At 34.9% G+C, this 18,806-nt stretch carries 18 protein-coding genes and 1 riboswitch; of the genes, 13 read left to right on the top strand and 5 right to left on the bottom strand.

All coding sequences use genetic code 11. From position 1 onward, the window contains the following. Nucleotides 1–37: 37 nt before the first annotated feature. The gene (locus tag Q73A0000_RS15390) at nt 38–424 is read right to left on the bottom strand and encodes a c-type cytochrome (RefSeq protein WP_193811802.1); all 387 of its coding nucleotides are present in this window, start codon (nt 422–424) and stop codon (nt 38–40) included. Nucleotides 425–561: 137 nt separating this feature from the next. Here Q73A0000_RS15390 and Q73A0000_RS15385 point away from each other — a divergent pair, with 137 nt between their 5' ends. From Q73A0000_RS15385 to Q73A0000_RS15350, 8 genes are all read left to right on the top strand, one after another. Further along, nucleotides 562–1,062, top strand: a complete 501-nt coding sequence (locus Q73A0000_RS15385) for a c-type cytochrome (protein WP_193811801.1) — start codon at nt 562–564, stop codon at nt 1,060–1,062. A gap of 86 nt (nt 1,063–1,148) precedes the next feature. Next, nucleotides 1,149–3,143, top strand: coding sequence for a Sec-dependent nitrous-oxide reductase (nosZ, locus tag Q73A0000_RS15380; RefSeq protein WP_193811800.1), 1,995 nt, complete (start codon nt 1,149–1,151; stop codon nt 3,141–3,143). Between the two features lie 150 nt (nt 3,144–3,293). Then, the gene (locus Q73A0000_RS15375) at nt 3,294–3,881 is read left to right on the top strand and encodes a hypothetical protein (RefSeq protein ID WP_193811799.1); all 588 of its coding nucleotides are present in this window, start codon (nt 3,294–3,296) and stop codon (nt 3,879–3,881) included. 46 nt (nt 3,882–3,927) lie between these two features. Further along, a complete protein-coding gene (locus tag Q73A0000_RS15370; protein WP_193811798.1) occupies nt 3,928–4,338 on the top strand; it encodes a nitrous oxide reductase accessory protein NosL in 411 nt (136 codons plus the stop codon). Between the two features lie 43 nt (nt 4,339–4,381). Further along, entirely contained in the window at nt 4,382–5,623 is a 1,242-nt protein-coding gene (locus tag Q73A0000_RS15365; RefSeq protein ID WP_193811797.1) for a nitrous oxide reductase family maturation protein NosD, read from the top strand. Nucleotides 5,624–5,704: 81 nt separating this feature from the next. Next, nucleotides 5,705–6,418, top strand: coding sequence for an ABC transporter ATP-binding protein (locus tag Q73A0000_RS15360; RefSeq protein ID WP_193811796.1), 714 nt, complete (start codon nt 5,705–5,707; stop codon nt 6,416–6,418). Beyond that, nucleotides 6,415–7,182 (top strand): ABC transporter permease subunit, encoded by a 768-nt coding sequence (locus tag Q73A0000_RS15355; protein ID WP_193811795.1) that lies wholly within the window; start codon nt 6,415–6,417, stop codon nt 7,180–7,182. The genes Q73A0000_RS15360 and Q73A0000_RS15355 overlap by 4 nt, the downstream gene beginning before the upstream one ends. A 169-nt stretch (nt 7,183–7,351) precedes the next feature. Further along, nucleotides 7,352–7,906: a fasciclin domain-containing protein gene (locus tag Q73A0000_RS15350; protein ID WP_193811794.1), complete on the top strand. Its 555-nt coding sequence runs from the start codon at nt 7,352–7,354 to the stop codon at nt 7,904–7,906. A gap of 381 nt (nt 7,907–8,287) precedes the next feature. Here Q73A0000_RS15350 and Q73A0000_RS15345 read toward each other — a convergent pair whose 3' ends face one another. Next, nucleotides 8,288–9,502: a hypothetical protein gene (locus tag Q73A0000_RS15345; RefSeq protein ID WP_193811793.1), complete on the bottom strand. Its 1,215-nt coding sequence runs from the start codon at nt 9,500–9,502 to the stop codon at nt 8,288–8,290. Between the two features lie 52 nt (nt 9,503–9,554). Beyond that, a complete protein-coding gene (locus Q73A0000_RS15340; RefSeq protein WP_193811792.1) occupies nt 9,555–10,157 on the bottom strand; it encodes a Crp/Fnr family transcriptional regulator in 603 nt (200 codons plus the stop codon). Between the two features lie 143 nt (nt 10,158–10,300). Here Q73A0000_RS15340 and ppk1 point away from each other — a divergent pair, with 143 nt between their 5' ends. The 3 genes from ppk1 to Q73A0000_RS15325 all read left to right on the top strand — a co-directional run bounded on the left by ppk1 (nt 10,301) and on the right by Q73A0000_RS15325 (nt 15,446). Then, nucleotides 10,301–12,370, top strand: a complete 2,070-nt coding sequence (gene ppk1, locus Q73A0000_RS15335; RefSeq protein WP_193811791.1) for a polyphosphate kinase 1 — start codon at nt 10,301–10,303, stop codon at nt 12,368–12,370. Further along, nucleotides 12,358–12,540, top strand: a riboswitch (cobalamin riboswitch). It overlaps the preceding gene by 13 nt. 29 nt (nt 12,541–12,569) lie before the next feature. Beyond that, nucleotides 12,570–14,393, top strand: a complete 1,824-nt coding sequence (locus Q73A0000_RS15330; RefSeq protein ID WP_193811790.1) for a TonB-dependent receptor plug domain-containing protein — start codon at nt 12,570–12,572, stop codon at nt 14,391–14,393. A gap of 12 nt (nt 14,394–14,405) precedes the next feature. Then, complete coding sequence (locus tag Q73A0000_RS15325; protein ID WP_244140758.1) at nt 14,406–15,446, top strand: YncE family protein; 1,041 nt, start codon at nt 14,406–14,408, stop codon at nt 15,444–15,446. 80 nt (nt 15,447–15,526) lie between these two features. On the opposite strand, the gene Q73A0000_RS15320 is transcribed toward Q73A0000_RS15325, so the two are convergent. Further along, nucleotides 15,527–16,948, bottom strand: a complete 1,422-nt coding sequence (locus tag Q73A0000_RS15320; protein WP_193811789.1) for a CCA tRNA nucleotidyltransferase — start codon at nt 16,946–16,948, stop codon at nt 15,527–15,529. Nucleotides 16,949–17,080: 132 nt separating this feature from the next. Further along, entirely contained in the window at nt 17,081–17,326 is a 246-nt protein-coding gene (locus tag Q73A0000_RS15315) for a hypothetical protein (RefSeq protein WP_193811788.1), read from the bottom strand. A gap of 201 nt (nt 17,327–17,527) precedes the next feature. Here Q73A0000_RS15315 and Q73A0000_RS15310 point away from each other — a divergent pair, with 201 nt between their 5' ends. Then, nucleotides 17,528–17,986: a GtrA family protein gene (locus Q73A0000_RS15310; RefSeq protein WP_193811787.1), complete on the top strand. Its 459-nt coding sequence runs from the start codon at nt 17,528–17,530 to the stop codon at nt 17,984–17,986. 61 nt (nt 17,987–18,047) lie between these two features. Then, nucleotides 18,048–18,773 (top strand): lysophospholipid acyltransferase family protein, encoded by a 726-nt coding sequence (locus tag Q73A0000_RS15305; protein ID WP_193811786.1) that lies wholly within the window; start codon nt 18,048–18,050, stop codon nt 18,771–18,773. Nucleotides 18,774–18,806 lie beyond the last annotated feature (33 nt).

Below are 18,806 nucleotides of genomic sequence, written 5' to 3'. Positions count from 1 at the left end.
CATAAATAAGATGTCTTTTAATCGGTATAATAATTTACTATTTTTTAAGAGTCATAATATACTCTACCATTTTTTTAGCATTTTCTTTACTCATTCCGGCGTGTGGCGTCATTGGAATTTCTCCCCAATTTCCTTTCCCTCCTTCAATAATTTTATTGGCAAGCATGTCAAGATCTCCTGCTGAATATTTATCAGCTACTTCCTGATAAGATGGTCCAACTACTCTAACATCCATTTTATGACAAGTCAAACAATCTGCACCTTCTATAAGCGCTAAACCTTCTGGTTTGTTTGCAGCTGCAGAATCTACAGTTTTTACAACGGGCTCCTCCAACATTACATTGCTATCCATATTAGGATTGCTTTCTTTTTTATTACATGCTACTACTGCTAAAACTCCGCAGATTACGAGATACTTTTTCATTCGTTTCTTATTTAAATGTCTGTTATATTTTTGTATCACAAATTTGACGATAATTATCATACGGTGTTTATGATTACAATCATAACGACAATCAAGCAAACCTTAGTACTTTTGAGCATACAAAAAAAATCAATAAAATGAAATTAGTAAAAACTATTGCACTCGCAACCCTTACCTTCGCTCTATTCTCTTGCGGAGGAGACAAAAAAACCGATTCAGTTCCTACAGCATCATCTGACGCTGCTACAACGGCAAATGAAACTAGCGCCGAGATGGAAGCTAGCGCTGCTAAGTATGATCCAAACAGAGGTCTTGGTAAACACGAAAACATTGACATCAGCAAGTTTGATCCAGCAATGGCAGCTGAAGGTAAAAAAATAGCTGAAGTTAAATGTACTTCTTGCCACAAACCAACAGACGAAAAATTAGTTGGACCAGGTTGGAAAGGTGTTACTACAAGACAAACTCCTGAATGGATTATGAACTTTATTTCTAATCCTGATCCAATGATCGATGTAGATCCTGAATTACAAAAACAACTGGAACTTTGTTTGGTTAGAATGCCAAATCAAGCTCTAACAGATAAAGACGCTAGAGAAGTTCTCGAATATATGAGAGAGATCGACGGCGCAAAATAAATCCCTTCTTGATGAATGGTAAATGAAATTCTACTTTACCATTCATCTTTTCCTACTTTCCTTCCGAAAGAATAATTAAATATCATATGAAAACTTACAAGAAAATTGGACTCGCAGCTTTTGCTGCGGTGAGTATCGTCGCATGTAAACCCAAGGGCACGCAAACTGCCGTAACGGGTGATGCAGCCGAGAGAGTGTATGTTGCCCCAGGAAAACATGATGAAGTTTACAACTTCGTTAGTGGTGGTTTCAATGGACAAATTAGTGTTGTTGGACTGCCAAGTGGTAGAACATTAAAGATCGTTCCTGTATTCTCTGTACATCCAGAAAATGGGTACGGATTCAGCGAAGAGACCAAACCAATGCTTGAAACTTCTCATGGTTTCGTACCATGGGATGACCAACATCACCTTGCATTATCACAAACAAATGGAGAAACAGATGGCAGATATTTATTTGCTAATGCCAATAACACTCCACGTGTTGCAAAGATTGACCTTAAAACGTTCACAACTACCGAAATTATCGAGATTCCTAACTCTGCAGGAAATCACTCTTCTCCATTCCTTACGGAAAACACAGAATATGTAGTAGCAGGAACTCGTTTCGCTGTACCAGTTGACGGACAAGGTGACGTACCAATTGAATCTTTCAAAGAAAACTTTAAAGGTTACTTATCTTTCATCGGAATTGGAAAAGAAGATGGAAAAATGGACATTACGTTCCAGATTGAAGCTCCAGGATTTAACTTTGACTTGTCACACGCTGGTAAAGGTAAATCTCACGGATGGTTTTTCTTCTCTTGCTATAACTCTGAACAGGCAAACACGCTTCTTGAAGTAAATGCTTCTCAAAATGAGAAAGACTTTATCATGGCGGTGAACTGGAAAAAAGCTGAAGAGTATTTAAAAGCAGGGAAAGCTAAAAAAATGGCCGTAGAATATGCTCATAATACTTATGACGAATCTACTCACATGGCTAAATCTGAAATCTTAAAAGAAGTATCTGTACTTTCTGCTAAAGAATTAAAAGATATCTGTTATTTGATTCCTTGTCCAAAATCTCCACACGGTTGTGATATTGATCCAACAGGAGAATATATTATCGGTTCAGGAAAATTAGCAGCTTTAATTCCTGTATTCAGTTTTGACAAATTAATGAAAGCAATTGCTGACAAAAATTTCTCAGGTGAATTTGATGGAATTCCAATCGTTAAGTATGACGCAGTTTTACACGGTGAAGTTCAAAAGCCAGGTTTAGGACCACTCCATACTGAATTTGACGGAAAAGGAAATGCCTATACCTCCATGTTCGTTTCTTCAGAAATCGTTAAATGGGATATCGCAACTTGTAAAGTTTTAGACAGACAACCTACTTTCTATTCTACAGGTCACCTTATGGTTGTTGGTGGAGACACTAAAAAACCTTACGGAAAATATCTAGTAGCGTATAACAAAATTACGAAAGACAGATTCTTACCAACAGGTCCAGAATTAGCACAGTCTGCTCAACTCTTCGACATTAGTGGAGACAAAATGAAACTGCTCTTAGACTTCCCTACTATTGGTGAGCCGCATTATGCACAAGCAGGACCAGCAGAACTGTTTACCAAAAACCAAGTAAAATTCTATAAATTAGAAGACAACAAACACCCTTATGTAACCAGAGGGGAAGGTGAAAGTAAAGTAGTAAGAGAAGGAAATAAAGTACATGTTTATATGACTTCGATCCGATCTCACTTTGCTCCAGATAATATCGAAGGTATAAAAGTAGGTGACGAAGTTTACTTCCACGTTACTAACCTAGAACAAGATTGGGATGTTCCTCACGGATTCGCAATCAAAGGTGCACAAAACGCCGAACTCCTTATTATGCCGGGTGAAACCAGCACACTGAAATGGATTCCATTGAAAGCAGGAATGTTCCCAATGTACTGTACAGACTTCTGTTCTGCGTTACACCAGGAAATGCAAGGATATGTAAGAGTATCACCTGCAGGTAGCAATACTCCTCTTATTTATTCATTGAATAATAAAAAGGATAACGCTCAGAGCCCTGTAAAACAAGGTGAAACCAAGTAAAAATTATTAATAAAAGGGCAGTTTTTACTGCCCTTTTTACTTTTAATGATTGATGTCATTTTGTAACAAAGATTACAGAAGAAAGATATTAAAGTACCTAACTTTACTAGAGCGGTCATTAAAAAAAATAAGCACCTTAAAAAAAACAAAATGAAAACAAACTCAATCCAAAAATGGAGTAAAATACTTCTCATCCTTTTGGGCATCGGATTAATCGTTGCGATTTTTGTACCCATTTGGTCAATCTATCTTAGCGCTCCACAGTATCCCGAAGGTTTAGCAATGTTCATTCACTCCAACAAAGTAACTGGGGAATACTCAATCATTAATGGTCTGAACCACTATATCGGAATGAAAGAAATACATGCTGATGAATTTTGGGAATTTAAAATATTACCCTTTGCCTTAGGATTTTTCGCCATTATGTGCTTCTTAGCTGCTTTCTTAAACAGCAGAAAAATTCTTAATATACTGACAGGTATTTTCTTACTTTTCGGTGTCGGATTCGTCTTCGATTTCTGGAGATGGTTATACGATTACGGACACAACCTTAATCCTCACGCAGCGATTATTGTTCCCGGCATGTCTTACCAACCTCCATTGATTGGTTACAAACAACTTCTTAATTTTGAAGTGTGGTCTTATCCTAATGTTGGTGGTGGTATTATGATTGCAGCTGGCGTTATTTTGATTATCTTAGCATTTATGGAAAATAGAATTGCTAAAAAAGCGGTGTAAAATTTATTCTATTATCCAACTTCTTTAATATTTAAAAATAAAAATTATGAAATTATTTGGCAGATTACTTTTAGCAAGCAGTATGATTGTTTTAGCAGCGTGTTCGAAAACCGGACCACAAGAAATTGCGGTTGGTAAAGACCAGTGCGACAATTGCAAGATGACGATTACGGAGCCAAAATATGCCACTGAATTAATTACCAAAAAAGGCAGACTTTATAAATTTGATGACATTGCCTGCATGAAAGATTACGAAAATTCTAATGCAGAAACGACTGGTAATGCAACAACTTATGTCGCCGATTTCCCAACGGGACAATTTATAGAAAGCAGTACTGCTACTTTAATTAAAGGAGGTGAGATTAAAAGTCCAATGGGCGGAAATACCCAAGCATTCAAAAACAAAAGCGATGCTGACAAAGCTGCATCTGACCTAGGAGCAACCATATCCCAATAAAAATCTGCAAACTAACAATCGTTGATTGTAGTTGGTATGAAATATGAAAAATAAAATATCCTATTTACTGTTTTTACTTTTACCCATTTTTGCGTTTTCCGCAGTTTTAAAAGTCGGTAAAAGCGAGCAGTATAAAAGCATAAAACAAGCTATCGCCGCAGCAAAAAGCGGCGATACTATTTTAGTTCAAAAAGGCATTTACCAGGAAGGCACGATTGACATCGAAAAACCTTTAACACTCATCGGAATCGACAGACCTATAATTGACGGTAATCTCCAGGGCGAAATCGTCACGTTCAGAGCAGACCGAATTACATTAAAAGGTTTTAAATTAATCAATAGTGGACGGGACGAAATCCGCAGTATTGCGGCTGTACACATTTACACAAGTGCTGATTCTGTCGTAGATAACAACATCTTCGAAAACAATCATTTTGGAATTTATGTTCAAAGAGGATTGCGCTGTTTAATCAGTAATAATAAAATCACTACCAATCGTGGTACTTCCGAGGAAAACATTGGCGATGGAATTCACCTTTTAGGAAGCCGAGAGATCTGGGTAAAAAACAATTACATCAGCGGACACAAAGATGGAATCTACCTGGAGAAAAACGCAAAATGTTTTATCTTCCACAATCTTTCCCGTCATAATCTTCGGTACGGATTACACTTTATGTTCTCTAACGACAGCGTTTATACCGGAAATGTTTTTGATAATAATGAAGCAGGTGTTGCCGTAATGTACGCCATGAATGTGAGCATGTATCACAATAAATTCATCAACAATTGGGGCGACAGTGTTTTCGGACTTTTACTAAAAGAAATTTCCTACAGTAAAATCAAAGGAAATACGTTCGAAAATAACACCACTGCCATATTTGCTGACGGCGCCACCAAAATAGATTTCTACAACAACCAGTTCGAAAACAACGGCTGGGCGATTAAGATCAATTCTAATTGCATGGAAAATAAAGTGATTAGAAATAATTTTGTCAATAACACTTTCGATGTCAGCACGAATGGTTCTACGGTGATGAATGATTTCCGTTTTAATTACTGGGATAAATATGAAGGTTATGATTTGAACAAAGATAAAATCGGCGATATTCCCTTTCATCCTTTGAGTTTATATTCTGTTTTGGTTGAGCAGAATCCATCGGTAATGTTACTCTTCAGAAGTTTCTTAGTCGATATGTTAGACCGTACTGAAAAAATCCTCCCAAGCCTTACGCCGGAAAGTTTCGTTGACGATCAACCTTTAATGAAACCTGTGAAAATATATTAAAGCAAAGTTTAAATTCATTTTTAAAATTTGTTCTGTAAAAATTTAATGAAAGTTGATGTTGACAATTAACATCTCAATGATATGATTGAAATAAAAAATCTCACCAAAAAATTCAACAAGTTCACTGCGCTGAACGACGTCAATTTATCCTTTGAAAATGGTCATTCTATTGCTTTAATCGGACCAAACGGTTGTGGGAAAACAACCATGATTAAATGTATTTTAGGATTAAACGTCGTTGAAGATGGCGATATATTGGTCGATGAAAAAAGCGTAAAAGAAGATTACAAATACCGTGAGAATATTGGCTATATGCCACAAATCGGTAGGTATCCGGAGAATATGACCATCAAGGAAACCATCAAGATGATCAAAGACACCCGTAAAAACAGTGGCGACAACCTGGACACTGAACTTCTGGAAGCATTTGAGCTTGAAAACATTTACGATAAAAAAATGCGCACTCTTTCCGGCGGAACTACGCAGAAAGTAAGTGCGGTACTCGCTTTTCTTTTTAATCCTAAAGTTATTATCCTGGATGAACCGACTGCTGGACTTGATCCGTTGGCTACAGAAATTCTGAAAAACAAAATAATCAAGGAGAAAAACAAAGGAAAACTCATCATCATCACTTCTCACCTGCTAAGCGAACTCGACGATATTATAACTGAAATTGTTTTCATGAACGAAGGTAAAGTTGTCGTGCATCAATCCGTAGAAGATTTGAAGAAAGAAACCAATACTGAAAAAATTTCTGACGGAATTATTTCAATTTTAAAAGCAATGAAAAAATGAACAAAATAGCTCGCTTTATCTTATTTGATATTTTAAAAAATAAAATCGTGATTCTTTATACGATTCTACTTTTCATTATCTCATGGTCGGTTTTAGGATTAGATAATAATTACACCAAAGCCACGCTTAGTTTGTTGAATGTGGTTTTATTAGTCGTTCCTTTAGTAAGTGTCATTTTCTCGACCATCTATGTTTACAACAGCAGCCAGTTTATAGAATTACTATTGAGTCAACCGGTTCCGCGCGGAAAGGTTTGGTTTAATTTATTCCTGGGACTTTCTACAGCGCTTATTCTGGCATTCTTAGTTGGATGTGGCATTCCGATATTATTGTATTCCTCGATTGAAACAGGATTTTCATTGCTTATTACCGGAGTCTTCCTATCAGTGATTTTTACTTCTTTAGCAATGCTAGCGGCGATTTTCAGCAGAGACCGAGCTAAAGGAATTGGTATTTCTATTTTCATCTGGATGTTTTTTGCCATTATCTATGACGGAATTTTATTGGTCTTAATGTTCCAGTTCGCAGATTATCCTATTGAAGGAATTATGGCGACTTTAGCAGCAGTTAATCCGATTGGACTTTCCAGGATTTTTGTACTGCTTCAGCTAGATGTGGCGGCTATGCTTGGACAGGCTGGCGCGATTTTCAGACAAGTATTTGGATCTGGTGGCGGTATGGTGATTTCCATTATTATCTTAGCCATCTGGACGCTCGTTCCATTCTTATGGTCTTTAATCCTGTTCAATAAAAAAGATTTATAATTATTAAATTTCGCAGGCATTATTAACTGATAAAACTCAGCTAATTAATTGTTTAATATGTGATTACGGTCATAGCAAATTTTCAAATTTTGACCTAATTTTATATCAGCATAAAAAGAAAATTTATTCTAATACAATCTTAGAAATTAACAATAAAAAAATAGAAGCTATGAAAAAATCAATTATGATCCTTGCGGTGCTTGCACTTGCATTCTCTTCTTGCTCGAAGAATGAGACGACAGCAGCAACAACTGAAACGACAGGTACAGAAGCCGTTGGAGGCGGTCAAGAATCTGTAGTAGATAATGACAGCGCACCGGACATCGTAAAATTGGCAGTTAGTACTCCAGATTTATCTACTTTGGTAAAAGCGGTACAAGCTGCAGGATTAGCGACTTCTTTAAGTAATGCTGGACCTTTCACCGTTTTCGCTCCGACTAATGAAGCTTTTGCTAAACTTCCAGCAGGAACTCTGGATAATTTAATGAAACCTGAAAATGTTGAAAAATTAAATGATATTTTAAGCCACCACACTTATGTAGGAGTGATCAAAACTGATCAACTTACAGACGGACAAAGTTTAGGAATGGTTGATGGAACGCCAATTAGCATCAAAATGGTTGATGGAAAACCTGTAATTAACGGCACCGTAAATATCCTTGCTACAGTCCCAGCATCAAACGGAATCGTATACGTTGTTGACAGCGTAATCCTTCCAAACTAATGATATCTTAATAGTTTAAATTGTTTTGTAAGCTTCCTGAAATTTATTTTCAGGAAGCTTTTTTAGGACCTTATAAAGGATTTGATGATGATTTCAATTGCGCATATTATTGTGTTTGATGCCACTAATATTTGCGGTGGAAAGAAGAAATACGTGAAGTTTTAGCCACGATGGAAGCGGTATCCCTCCCGTTTCCGATTTCTCGGAACGGGAGGATATAGTCTCGTCTTAGAACGAGACGGGACTAGATTTGTAAGAAGCAAAAGTTTTGTTGCTTCTTATTAAGAAACATAATTACAACTTTTCAACAAAGAAAAAGAGTTCGATATCTACCGAACTCTTTACTTTATCATTTAGTTATTTAATCCAAAAAGAATTCCTTTACAGATCCTTCTTCTTTAAATTGAAGAAGATAATGAGTAGTGAAAACATCATTAATAAAGAAACTGCCAAAAGTATTTCCGGTGTATAAGGAATCGAAATATATTTAATCGAGAAAATACCCATCAATCCCAGAACGGCTTCATTTAAGAAAATCCCAAGCAGTAATAACTTGAGACCAGTAATCACCGGTTTTGTCATTTTGAAAACGTTGGTTGCCAGAATCTGATTGATTAAAAATACGGAAACACACATCAACAAAATTAAATGTAAATAGGCAATGACTACGTTTCTAAATCCAAAGGCAAACTGACTTAAAGCTGGTATCGTAGATCCTAATTGCAAGACCGTTTTCGCGAAGAACGCAAATCCGACATACATCAATACGAACCGTTGCAGTGCTGAATAATTCAATACAAGTTTTGTCCAATTCTTTTTAACTACTAAATAGAGTTTTACGGCGCCAATTGTTTGTGCGATTGTTGCTAAAATAATGGCGATAAAAATCAACATTGGCATTTTCATCCATAAAACAGAAAGCCCAAATCCAATTAAACAGCCAATAAACATCAGCCAAAAAATCATTTTGTTGTCCTTCTCAGAAACCTCAGCACCGATTTGTTTTAAGGAATGAATCAATAAACCGATACAGCTAAAAATGAAAAACCCGTTATATTGAAAATGGAGGTAATAGTAAGTAGAAGCGAGATATAAGTTTTGCGTCATATTTCCGGACGACATCATATAGCTGAGTCCAAAAACACCAACTGACGAAATCACCGCAAAAAACAATCCGCCTAAAAACCAAGGTTTTGCTAAATTCTGTTTGCCTTTTAAATCTCTCAATAAGAAAAAGAAAAAGACGAAACTGGTTAACAACGCGGCAGTTGACGCTACAATTGATAACCAAAAATAACCGTTATAAATAAAACTCGGTACCATCACATATGCAGAAACAGCGTTAACAATGAGTAAAGTATGGTATTTTTTAAGTTGATTTTCAGGGATAATTCCGTGTAAATACCGAATGATTAAAACATAAATAATCTGGGTGATCCAGCCATAAAAAGCGAAATGAGAATGCGCTTCCTGTACATGCTTTTGATCGACGATCGGTAATGAATAGGCAATTTTGTAACGCATTAAAACACCTAAAACTGCTACGAGGAAAAAATTAAGAACAGAGAACCGTAGCCAAAAATTAATATTCTTCATAGTACAAAATTAAACTGAAAAAATGAATTAGGAATATGACTCTCGTCATGAGTTAGATGAAAATTTTACCGTTAACGATCTCTAATTTCCCTTCTTTTTCCATCTTCTTGATCGCGCGAATAACGGTCTCAATTCTCAAACCTGTCATATGAGAAAGATCTTTTCTGGTAAAATTAATCATCGTTCTTTCCTCTACACAGCAATTCTCTTTTTTGAAATCATGCAGATGTTGGAGAATACGATCTTCTGGATTAAACAAAACGATTTGCTTTAATAAAAGACTTTTCTTAACCGTCTTCTTGGCAATTGAAATTGTAAATTCGAAAAGTTTTTCGGGATGCGCTATTAGATACTCAATTAAATTCTCTCTTAAAATCTTTACGATTTCTACTTTTTCGGAACATACCTCTACGTTACCAGGAACTGGCTCATCGAGAAGAATTGCTGGATCTGCAAAAAAACGACCTTTCTTTACCTTGTGCTGCAAAAGTTCTTTTCCTTTCTCTGTAAAATTAAAAACTGAAAGCTCTCCTTCCTTTAGATATAAAAAGTGCTGAGAACGATCTCCTTCATTCAAGATAACGTCACCTTTATAATATCTTTTGAATTCTGCTTTTGTCGCTTTTATTAAATCTGGTTCCAGTACAAACCCCATATCGCTTTAGTTCTAGTTTTCCCAAATATAATAAAGTTTTTACAAACTATTTGAACAAAACCAGAATAATATTGTCACTATTTAATCTAAATAACACGCAAAAACGGTCAAAAAGCTCTATTTTTGAGATTATAATATTACAGATGTCGAATCAATTTAATCCCAGAGATATCACATGGCTTGCATTCAACGAAAGAGTTTTGCAAGAAGCAATGGATCAAAATGTTCCGTTGCATTTACGCATTCGCTTTTTAGGCATTTTTTCTAATAACCTCGATGAGTTTTTCAGAGTTCGAGTTGCCGGTTTAAAGCGCGCAATGGATTTTAAAGATAAATTTATCACCGAATCATTCTACCAGCCTCCAACAAAAATTTTACAAAAAATAAACGAAGTTGTCATCAAGCAACAACAAAACTTCGATAAAACTTGGAAAAAAATTCAGGTTGAAATGGCAGATCAACAAGTTTTCATTAAAACCGCTAAGAATTTAACGGCGGCGCAAAAGAAATTTGTGACGGCTTATTTTGATGAAATTGTTGAAAGTAATGTGATTCCGATTTTGTTGCATGACAATTCGCCGATGCCTTATCTAAGAGACAAGTCGCTTTATTTGGGAGTGGCAATGCGCAAAAAAGAAATTCAATATGAGAGTAAATTTGCAATTATCGAAATTCCGTCCAGAACCTTAGGAAGATTTGTTTTGTTGCCTTCTACTGATAAGAATGAAAAAAACGTGATGTTGTTAGAAGATGTCATTACTTTTAATTTACCGCACATCTTCTCTTACTTTGGTTATGAAGAATATGAAGCTCATTGTTTTAAAGTAACGAAAGATGCAGAATTCGATTTGGATAATGACATCAAAACAACTTTAGCTCAAAAAATTGAAAAAGGAATTAAATCTCGACGTAAAGGGAAACCGACGCGATTTGTTTTTGATAAAGTCATGGACAAAGCGCTTTTGGAATTTCTAATTAAAAAACTTCATTTAACGAAAAAAGACAGCATAATTCCAGGTGGGAAAATTCATAATTTCAGGCATTTTATGGAATTTCCTGAAGTTTTTGAAACGTATAAAAAACCGGTCGAAAGAACCTCTTTTGATCATCATGAATTTAAAGGAAAAAGAGTTACCGATGTTATTCAGAAAACCGATGTTCTCTTAACTTTCCCTTACCATAATTATACGCCTGTCATCGATTTACTGAGAGAATCTGCGATGGATCCTGATGTGAAGTCAATTCAAATTACAGGTTACCGACTGGCGAGTAATTCTAAAATCATCAATGCTTTAATTAATGCCGTGAGAAATGGTAAAGAAGTTACCGTGATGCTGGAACTTCGGGCGAGATTTGATGAAGAAAACAATCTGAAATGGAAAGAAATTCTGGAACAGGAAGGAGTGAAAGTTTTAACTGGAATCCCAAATAAAAAAGTCCATGCAAAACTCTGCGTCATTAAAAAAAGAGTTCACAATAAAACACTTCAATACGGATTTGTAAGCACTGGAAACTTTAATGAGAAAACAGCGAAAATCTACGGCGACCATTTATTGATGACTTCTGACCGTGGAATTATGGCAGATATTAATAAAATTTTCAAAGTGTTGCAAAAACCAAAAGACGATATTATGAATACGTTGAAGTCCTGTAAAAACTTAGTGGTTTGTCCAGAATTCATGCGGGAGAAAATAATTCATCACATTGATAAAGAAATTGAAGAAGCCAAAGCCGGGCGGAAAACGTTGATCATCATTAAAGTGAATTCACTTAGTGACAGAGAGCTCATAACTAAACTTTACGAAGCTGCAAAGGACGGTGTTGTCATCAAACTGATTGTTCGTGGAATTTACTGCGCGATTAATCAAAAAGATTTCAAACAAAAAATAACAGCTATCAGTATTGTTGATGAATATTTAGAACATTCTCGGATCATGTATTTTTACAACAAAGGTCAGGAAGATATTTACATTTCTTCAGCTGACTGGATGACGAGAAACCTGGATTACAGAATTGAAGCAGCAGCGAAAATCACGCAGAAAAACCTTAAAAAAGAAATCAAAGACCAACTTGAAATTCAATTAAATGATAATGTAAAAGCCAGAATTTTAGATAAAAAATTACGTAATGAATATGTTCAGGGGGATAAAAACCCGATTCGGTCACAAATTGAAACTTATCATTATTTAAAGAACAAATCAGTTTTAGATTAAATGAAATCACTACATTTGCACTGCTTTTAGAAAAGGGAATTGTGTGCGAATCACAAACTGTCCCCGCAACTGTAAATCACCATTAGTGAAACTGCAATACAACCACTGAGCAATCGGGAAGGTGCAGTTTTGTGAAAGTCAGGAGACCTTACTACAAAGCATTAACATAAATAAAGCTTTCGGAGGAAAGGCCTGAATAATGACTATAAAACACCACTTTTCTACTGCGTTACTATTTTGTTTTCTGTTGAGTTTTGCTCAAGAGAAAGCGATTGACACCATTTATATCTTCGACAATCAGTTGAAGAATTCTAAGAAATTTCACAAAATTGAAACTTTAAATCAAGAAGATTTGTTGAAAAACACCACGAATCTTTCGGAAGTTCTGCGTTTTCAATCTCCAGTTTACATTAAAGAAAATGGCCGTGGAATGGTTTCCTCACCATCTTTCCGTGGAACAACCGCACAACAAACTGCTTTTGTCTGGAATGGAATTAATATCAATTCTGTTTTTTTAGGACAAGGCGATGTCAATAATTTAAACCTTTTAGGTTACGACCAACTTGAAGTAAAATCGGGCGGCGGAAGCATAATTTATGGAAGTGGAGCCATCGGTGGAACGATTCATTTAAACAATGAACTTTCCTTTAATAAAGGTTTTCACTCGACTTTATTTCTGGAAGGTGGTTCATATAATACTTTCAATTCTTTTCTAAAGACTTCTTATAGCGACGATAAATTATCAGTAAAAGTTTCGGGGAATGTTGTTAAAAGCGATAATGATTATGAAGTTCCGGAAAAAAATTACGCAAACTTAAATGGTGAATATGACAACCGAACTTTCAATTTAGGAGCGGCTTATAAAATTGATTCTCAAAACAGATTGTATTGGCAAACGCAGATTTACGATGGTGAACAACATTATCCTACTTCCGAATTTGGGACGAAAACTAAATATCTAAGTAATACTTTTAGAAGTTTGCTTGCCTGGGATTTCAATTCAAAAAAAATAAATAATAGTTTTAAAGTTGCTTACCTTCAGGATGATTTTCAATATTTTGATAATATCAGTCAACCGAAAAGCAGTGGCGGATCTGGCGAAACTTATTTGGCTAAAAATGATTTCAATTATTTCTTGAATAATCATTGGGCATTCAATTTAATTTCAGAATACCATTTCGATAAAGGCGAAGGTTATCAGTCTGGAATTACTGATGTCAGCAGAAATGCAGGTTCAGTTGCGGGATTATTAAGATGGAATCCGACTCAGAAATTCAATTTTGAAGCAGGTGTTAAAAAAGATTTTGTTGAAGAGATCGTAACTCCAATTCTCTATTCTTTTTCCGGAAAAATGAATGTTACCGACTGGTATTCTTTTGCTTTAAATGTTTCTAAAAATTTCAGATATCCTTCTTTCAATGATCTTTACTGGCAACCTGGCGGGAATTTGGATTTAAAACCAGAAGTTTCTCATCAGGCAGAATTAGGAAATAATTTCAAATACGGAAATTTCAAATTAAACCTTACTCCGTATTACATGAAAATTAAAGATATGATTAGATGGCTGCCAACTTCTAACGGATATTGGTCGCCTGTTAATACCAACAATGTCGAATCTTACGGTTTAGAATCACAACTGGATTTTGAAAAAGAGTTTGGAACTCAAAAAACGAAATTATCATTAGGCTACGTATACACTCATTCTACAGACACCGATACAGACCGATTTCTGATGTATGTACCTCAACATAAAATTTTTGGAAACGCGACTTATAAATATCGTTTTGCAGAAATCTTTGTTCAGGGACTGTATAATGGACTGACTTATACTACAAGTGACGAAACACTTCGTGATGCAATTAATCCGTATTTTGTTATGAATGCCGGATTGAATTTAACCTTTTTCAAAAACTATCAAATCGGATTTAAAGTTAATAATATCTTTGATGAAATATACGAAACAACTGCTTATTACCCTTTACCAAAAAGAAATTACAGCGCCAATCTTTTAATTAACTTTTAAATAAATATAAAAATGAAAATTTCTAAATTACTTTCTGCAGCATTTGCCGCCACATTGCTTTTTACAATTTCGTGTAGAACAGATGATCCTATCGTTGAGCCACAACCAAAAGGTGCTTATGAAAATGGAATCTTCATGTCTAACGAAGGTAATTTCGGAACGCCAACTGCAACGGTTTCGTTTATTTCTAACGATCTGGCAACCGTAGAAAATAATGTTTTCAGCGCTAATAATGGAAATGTTGCTTTGGGAGATGTTCTTCAAAATATCGGATTTGAGGGAGATAACGCTTATTTAATCCTTAATAATTCTAATAAAATTGAAATCGTAAACCGTTATACTTTTAAAAAAGTAGCAACAGTAACTGACCAGGTTTCTCAACCAAGATATATCGCATTTGCAAATAATAATTATTACGTAACCAACAGTTCTGGATCTTCAAAATTTGTAAACGTATATAGTACTTCTACAAATGCTTTTGTTAAAAAAATTGATTTAACGAACACTGGAGAAAGAATTGTAGAAGCAAGCGGAAAAATCTTCGTGCAAAATGCCTCATATGGTTCAGGTAAAAAAATTACCATCATCAATCCTACTTCTAACACGATAGAAAAAGAAGTAATCATTCCTAATGGGAATATTCAAAAAACTATTTCTACTGGTGGAAGTGTATATACCATCGCTTCTACGACAACTGATTCATACATTTACAAATTAAGTCCTACTGGAGCAATTTCTTCTACAACTACCCTAACTGGAATTGCAAATGCTACTAATTTAGAAATCGATGGATCTAAATTCTACTTCACTTCTGGGTATAAAGTTTATTCGATGGACATCACCAGTACGGCAGTCCCTACTACTCCAGTCCTCACCTTAACTGATAATTCTTGGTCAGCATTGTATGGCTTCAGTGTTATTGATGGTAAAATTTTTATTTCTAATGCGAACGGATTTACAGCAGATAGTACCGTAGAAATTTATTCTACTGCAGGTACTTTGCTTAAAACAATTACAGCAGGAAAAGGGACCAGTGGCTTCTACAAAAATTAAAACATACCGTTATATACTTTAACAAAAATCCCTTTTAAACATGATGTCTAAAAGGGATTTTATTTTATCTGAAAAAATTTTTACGCTAGAATCAATCCAAGAGTTTGACCTTCTTTAATCACAAAATTTCTGGCTTCATCTTTATCATTTCCTATTTCTCCTTCCAGAATTGCTTCTTTTACTTTCTCTTTTAAAATTCCGATTTCTCGGCCGGGTTTTAAATTAAAGAGTTCCATAATTTCTTCTCCTGAAATCGGTGGTTGAAAATTTCGAACTTGATCTTTCTCTTCGACTTCTTTAATTTTCAAAGCAACATATTCAAAATTCTTTTTGAACTTCGCTTGTTTTGAAGAATTCTTGGTGGTAATATCGGCTTTGTTCAAAATAAATAAATCTTCCAGATCTTCGCCTGCATCAAAAAGTAATCTTCGTAATGCTGCATCAGAAGTTCCGTCATCAATAAGCGCAATCGGCCTTGAAGATAATTTGACCAATTTCTGAACGTATTTCATATCGGTTCCAAGCGGAAGTTTTAAACGATAGAAAAGGTTTTTTACCATTTTAGAACCTAGGAATTCATGTCCGTGGAAAGTCCAGCCATTTCCTTCCATGAATTTTTTGGTTGGTGCTTTCCCAATATCGTGTAATAAGGCTGCCCAACGAAGCCAAAGATTATCAGTGTTCTCGCAAATATTATCAACGACTTCTAAAGTATGCCAAAAATTATCTTTGTGAGTTTGTCCCTCTACTTCTTCAATGCCTTTTAGTGCAGTTAATTCTGGAATAATTAAATGTAAAATTCCGGTTTGCTCCATTAATTTTAATCCAACAGAAGGTTTTTCGGAAAGCATGATTTTATTAAATTCAACCATTATTCTTTCCATAGAAACGATTCTAATTCTTTCTACTTCACTTTTAATAGATGCTAAAGAACGTTCTTCAATCTTAAAATTTAAAGTCGATGCAAAACGAATCGCTCTCATCATTCGCAAAGGATCATCGGAATAAGTCTGGCTGGGTTCTAAAGGAGTGCGGAGAATTCTTTTCTTGATATCAAGAATACCATCAAATGGATCAATCAATTCACCGAAATTTTCTTTATTTAAAGAAATCGCCAAAGCATTAATGGTAAAATCCCGACGTTTTTGATCATCTTCCAACGTCCCGATTTCTACAGAAGGCTTTCGGGAATCTTCAGCGTAACTTTCTTTTCGCGCGCCTACAAATTCTAAATCAAGTCCTTCATGCTTAAACATCGCCGTTCCGTAATTTTTGAAAACAGAAACCTTTAGTTTGGAATTAATTTCGTGTGCAACGGCTTTGGCTAAATCGATTCCGTTCCCTTCGGTTACAAAATCAATATCTGTTGGTGCTTTTCTGTGCATCAATAAATCCCGTACGTAACCGCCAACAATAAAAACCGTTTGATTATTTTTCTCGGCAACTTCTGAAATAAGTTTAAAGAGTTTTAGATTTTTATTTTGGGTGAGATTGATGTTCATAACTATTCTTCGACAATTTCTGCAAAGATAAAGCTTCTGATTCAATCAGTCATTATTCAAGGGTCCCGGTAGATTCGAAAGTGAAAATAATTAAAAAACCACACTCGATATGAATTCATCCACTTTTAAAATTTATAGTACTGGATTATCTAAAAGCCAATCATCAATCTCTTCTTCTAAATATTCAGTTTGCAATTTGATAGCTTCCATAAAATCATCTGGGATATTGGTTGTATCTGTATTTTCCAAATCCCATAATTGGTCAGACATCAGTTCGTATTCAGTATACACTCTTTTGAAACGGGGACTGTTTTTTTCTAATTCCTCAATTTTTTTTTGTTGAGGCATGAATTTTCGGTAAGGTCTTTGTGTGGTCATGTTTTTTTTGTGATTAAATTTTGACTGGTTTTGAAAACTTATAATTGGTCTACTAACATAGTAACTAATTAATAATGATTAAGTTACCACATCACCTATCCCTTTCACAAAATAAAAGTAAACAATATATTAACGCGAAAAAATATTTTAACAAGTTTTTCTGATTGTTTAACATATAGTTTTAAATTTGCAACAATTAATATGAAAGAACTTTTACTCAAACAAAAACAAGTATTACTTTTCGTGATTGCGGGAGGACTGAGTGCTGTAATCGAAATCGGTTCATTTAAAATATTCAGTGTTTATTTACCATTAATTTTTTCCGAAGAAAATAACTTTCATGGGATTCACTTTCCGCTAAGTAATGTTTTTTCAACCAGTTGCGGTATTATTACCAATTATTTTTTAAGTATCTGGTTTGTATTTGAGCGTGGCAAACATTCCAAACGGAAAGAGTTTGCGTACTTTATGTTTGTTTCTTTTTTCTCAACCATACTCAGTTTAACTTTCTTCCAGCTCTTCTTTAGATTTGCATTTAAAGATAATCTCGATTTAGGATTCTTCGTTATTAGCCAAGCGATTTTAAGTAAAATAGCGGCGATTTTGTTGGTTTCTATATTGAATTACTCGGTGAAGAAAAAAGTTATTTTTAATGGCTAATCATTAAAGTAACAAATAGCCGTTTAATAATTTACATAAAAAAGTAATTTTAAAAAAGTACATGACAAAAGTTTTAAATTATATCTGGCGCGGTTGGATGGTGATTTTAGGAGCAGTTTTAACGCCCATTCTCGGCATTCCTGTTTTATTATTTTCCATTAAAAAAGAACATTATCCGTATGCTTACTTTTTTATTCGTTTGTGGTGTTTCGGGATGTTTTATGGAATGGGATTCCGCTATGAATTAATTAAACTTACTGCCAAAAAAATTGATAAAAATAAACAGTATGTTTTTATCTCCAACCACACTTCTATTATGGATGTGATGTTACCATGTATTTTAATGCCTCATCATCCGCTGTGTTATGTTGGTAAAAAAGAATTGGTGAAAATTCCGATTTTCGGGACTATTTATAAAAGAATTTGCGTGATGGTTGATCGTTCTTCCCCTCGAAGCCGTGCAGATGTCTACCGCCGTTGCGCAGAAAGAATGGAAGAAGGAGAAAGTATTGTGATTTTTCCGGAAGGTGGTGTTCCTGATAATACTTCTGTAATTTTGGATTCCTTTAAAGATGGTGCTTTTACACTTTCCTCAAAACATCAATCACCGATTGCCGTATTTACATTTGTAGGTTTAAAGGAAATGTTTCCTTTCCAATATGACAAAGGTTATCCGGGAAAAGTAAAGGTCTATTTTAATGACATCCTAGAACCTACTGAATCTGTGGAATTACTAAAAGCAGAGGCCCATCAAAAAATCAAAAACATTTTAAAAAGCTCAATTTGAGAACATAAAATAGTTATATTTGTTAACATTAAT

The organism is Kaistella flava (ex Peng et al. 2021) (assembly GCF_015191005.1).
Taxonomy (GTDB): Bacteria; Bacteroidota; Bacteroidia; order Flavobacteriales; family Weeksellaceae; genus Kaistella; species Kaistella flava.
Note: the sequence above shows the minus strand (reverse complement) of the source record. Positions and strands in the feature narration are given on the sequence as shown.